This window comes from Brevundimonas bullata, from assembly GCF_003350205.1.
Classification (GTDB): domain Bacteria; phylum Pseudomonadota; class Alphaproteobacteria; order Caulobacterales; family Caulobacteraceae; genus Brevundimonas; species Brevundimonas bullata.
Map to the genome: position 1 here is coordinate 1 of NZ_QLLC01000069.1, position 3,345 is coordinate 3,345.

General features: G+C 69.8%; 2 protein-coding genes. One reads left to right on the forward strand and one right to left on the reverse strand.

Annotation, left to right across the window (positions count from 1 at the left end):
- Positions 1-191 precede the first annotated feature (191 nt).
- Complete coding sequence (locus tag DXK21_RS16230) at positions 192-1,283, reverse strand: DUF5694 domain-containing protein (RefSeq protein ID WP_114818801.1); 1,092 nt, start codon at positions 1,281-1,283, stop codon at positions 192-194.
- Positions 1,284-2,054: 771 nt separating this feature from the next.
- Here DXK21_RS16230 and DXK21_RS16235 point away from each other — a divergent pair.
- Positions 2,055-3,083: an ABC transporter substrate-binding protein gene (locus DXK21_RS16235; RefSeq protein ID WP_245945258.1), complete on the forward strand. Its 1,029-nt coding sequence runs from the start codon at positions 2,055-2,057 to the stop codon at positions 3,081-3,083.
- Positions 3,084-3,345 lie beyond the last annotated feature (262 nt).

Consider the following 3,345-nt stretch of genomic DNA (forward strand, 5'->3'; position numbering starts at 1 on the left):
GTCGCCACCTTCCGCCCCGCCGTGGGTCCGCACGTTTTTACACAGCCTCGGTCGATTTCGGTCCTAGGCTTTGGCGCTGAAAGCGGACATCGACCACCAGGCCGGAAAGCGGCCGTCGTCGATGTCAGCGAGGGGTGCGAAGTGGGAAGTGGGCTCGGCGCTCCGAAGCCCCCTCCCCTTTCAGTCCTGCCTCAGCGCAGCACCTGATCCACGTCCGCCAGCACCACGTCGTGCATCTGGTTCAGATAGGCCTCGTAGTAGCCCTTGTGCGAGGCGCCCACGAGGGTCAGCATCTTCACGCCCGGCTTCACCCCCATGACGTCGCGCATGTTGGCGACCATGCGCAGGTTCCGCGTCTCATAGGCCGCAAGATACATCCGGCCGAAGCCCTCGGGCGACGGGTCCTTCTGGGCCGCGCCGAAGTCGCCCTCATAGGCCAGGCGCTGGGCCTCGGCGCTGTTGTAGTAGCGATAGAGGTTCAGCAGGCCGTCCGGCTGCGACAGCCCGGCCGTGAACGGCGCCTCCGCCGCCTTGCGCTCTTCGTTCGCCGGGTTGTTCCAGACCTGCCGGATCGCCCGGACGAAGCCCTTGATGTCCGCCGGATAGCGGTCGGCCGAATGGTCGTCGACGCTCCACACCCGTTCCAGCCCCAGCCGCGCGGCCAGAACGGCGGCGACGGAATCGCTCTCGTTGATGCTGTCCCGCTGGGTGTTCAGTTGGGCGACCAGAGTCGCGTCCAGCCCCTCGCCCTCACGGCGTTCTGCCGGAGCCAGACGCAGCCACTGGACCAGGGCCGAGGTCGGCTCGCCCGCCGCCAGGAAGACCGCCGCCAGACGGCGACGCTGCTCCGGCGTCGGCGCCGCGGGCCATTCCGACAGCAGCCGCTCGGCTTCAGCGTTGGCCGCCGGGACGTCCAGCCCGGTCTGCTGACCAGCGTGGCTGAAGTCCTCGCAGTAGTCGCTGATCGACACGGCGTAGCGCTGCGGATAGCGGCGCATGGCGTCGCATTGGAGGCCCGAGACGTTCTCGATGGCGATCACCTCGGGCGCCCAGGCCGCCAGGCGGTCCAGCAGCGGCGCCAGCATCTCGGCCTTCACCGCGTCGCCCATCTGGGCCAGATGCGGCGATCCCACCACCAGCACCTCGTTGACCCGACCCGCCGGCGGCCCCTTCAGCTGGTCCGGGTGGAAGGTCGGACGATAGGTCTGGGCGGCGGCGCCCCCCGTCAGAGCAAGGGCGACGCCCAGGGCCACAAGACCAGCGGAAAAACGAACTGAATTCACGACAGACAACCTTGGAAGGATCGAAAGCGCCGCCCACGACGGCTCAAGCGCGACTGTTAGAGGAACCCGCGTTCGCCGCCCCGTTAATTCCCGCTCATCTTCGATCCGCCTGCGCTTTCCTGTGGACGCCGCCACGCGCCTGATGCGGCGTCGCGAATTGCATTGCTCCACAGCCATCCACAGACTTGCCCACGACCTCAGCGCCACTTGCCCACAGGGCGCCGAATCGCTCGCTTGCCAGAAACCCTCGTTCGTCAGACCCTCATCAAGCCAAGGGACACGGCGGCGCGGAAAACCCCAGACCAGCAATGGCGACGGGGGTTTCAAGCGAACCGGCCCGGCTCTCTGACCCAGGGTTCCAAGCCTCTTCGGAGGATGCGGAAACACCGACGCAGGGCCACAGGCTCCCGATCTTTCAGCGCCTCGGCGCAGGGGTTGTGGAGAACCGGGCCAGGATCGAAGACGGCGCGTCCCGACGACGCGCCCGACGCGACCAGGAGCCGCCAGGAGACCAGCCGCCGCCGCCGGGTCCGCCCGTAGGCGCCGCAGTGAAATCGGTCTGGACGCTTCGCGTTCAAATGCAGATCTTCGCTTCGGAAAACGGCCAGGCCCTGACCCAACCGGCCAGGTCCAACCCGGACTTGGCGAGGGGACGCGATCAGGGGACCGCCTTCGGGCGCCTCGGGGTCGCGTCCCCTCGCTCAATTGCGGTGTGCAGTGCGGCGCCGCCGACCTTTCCAAGTCCGCCGCCGCCCCCTAAACCATCCCTCAATGACCTTCGACCGACTCTCCCGCCGCAATCTGCTGCTGGGCGCCGCCGGCCTGACCGCCGTGAGCGCCCTGTCCGCCTGCGGCCGCGCCGAGGCGCCGGTCGACGAGTCCGGCCGCGTGCGCCTGCGCCTCGCCGCCGGCGGACCTGTCACCGCCGCCCACGGCGGCTTCTATCAGGCCATCGCCACCGGGGCCTATGAGCGACGCGGCCTGAACGTCGAGATCCTGACCGGGGCCGCCGGGGCCGACGTGCCCGCCCTGCTGGCGGCGAGCGCGGTGGAACTGGCCGTCGGCGCCGACAGCTTCGCCCCCATGCGGCTGATCGCCGACCGCGCCCCGGTCAAGGCCGTCGCCGCCTTCCTGCAAAAGGACCCCGTGGTCCTGATGGCGCACCCGGATCAGCCGCTGGAGACCCTGTCGGCCCTGCGCGACCGGCCCATCCTGATGAGCCCCGCCGACCAGACCGGCTTCTGGAACTGGCTGAGGACCCGCTTCGACCTGACCGCCGATCAGGCCAGGCCAGGCACGCCCGAGGACAACCTCAAGGCCTTCCGCGACGATCCCAAGGCGGTTCTGGTGGGCCGACTGACGGCGGGCGATCCGGCCCTGATCGCCCGCGAAGCCGGGTTCACGCCCCGCGTCCTGATCCCCGCTGACGACGGCTACCCCTCCTATTCCAGCCTGATCCTGGCCCCCAACGCCTTCGCCCGCGACAACGCCAAGGCCCTGCGCGACTTCATCGCCGCCTCGGTCGAAGGCTGGCGCGACTATGTCCACGGCGACGGGTCCAAGGGCGACGCCCTGATCCGCCGCGCCAATCCCGACCTGAACCAGCGCCTGCTGAACGCCGTGCGCGACAGTCTGCGCACCGAGGCCGTGGTCGACGGCGGCGACGCGGCCCTCTACGGCCTGGGGACCATGACCGCCGAGCGCTGGCAGGCCTTCGCCGAACAGACCGAGGCCGCCTATCCCTCGCCGCCCGACTGGCGCGAGGCCTTCACCCCCCAGTACCTGCCCGGACGCGGCTGACCGAACGCGGCTGACCGCCTGTTAGCAGCGGATTAAGCCGTCATGCCCTAGTCTGCCCCCTTACCGCCGTCTCTTTGCAGGAGGCCGTCCGTGCGACGCCCGCCGATCACCGCCATCCTGACCGCCGGGGCCTGCGCCCTGGGCGTCGCCGCGCCCGCCGCGGCCCAGGAAAGCGCCGGTCAGCGCTACCTCGCCTGGCCCACCAAGACCGCCGCCATGGGCCAGGGTCGTCAGTCTGGGTTCTGCTTGGGTCATGCCCCCG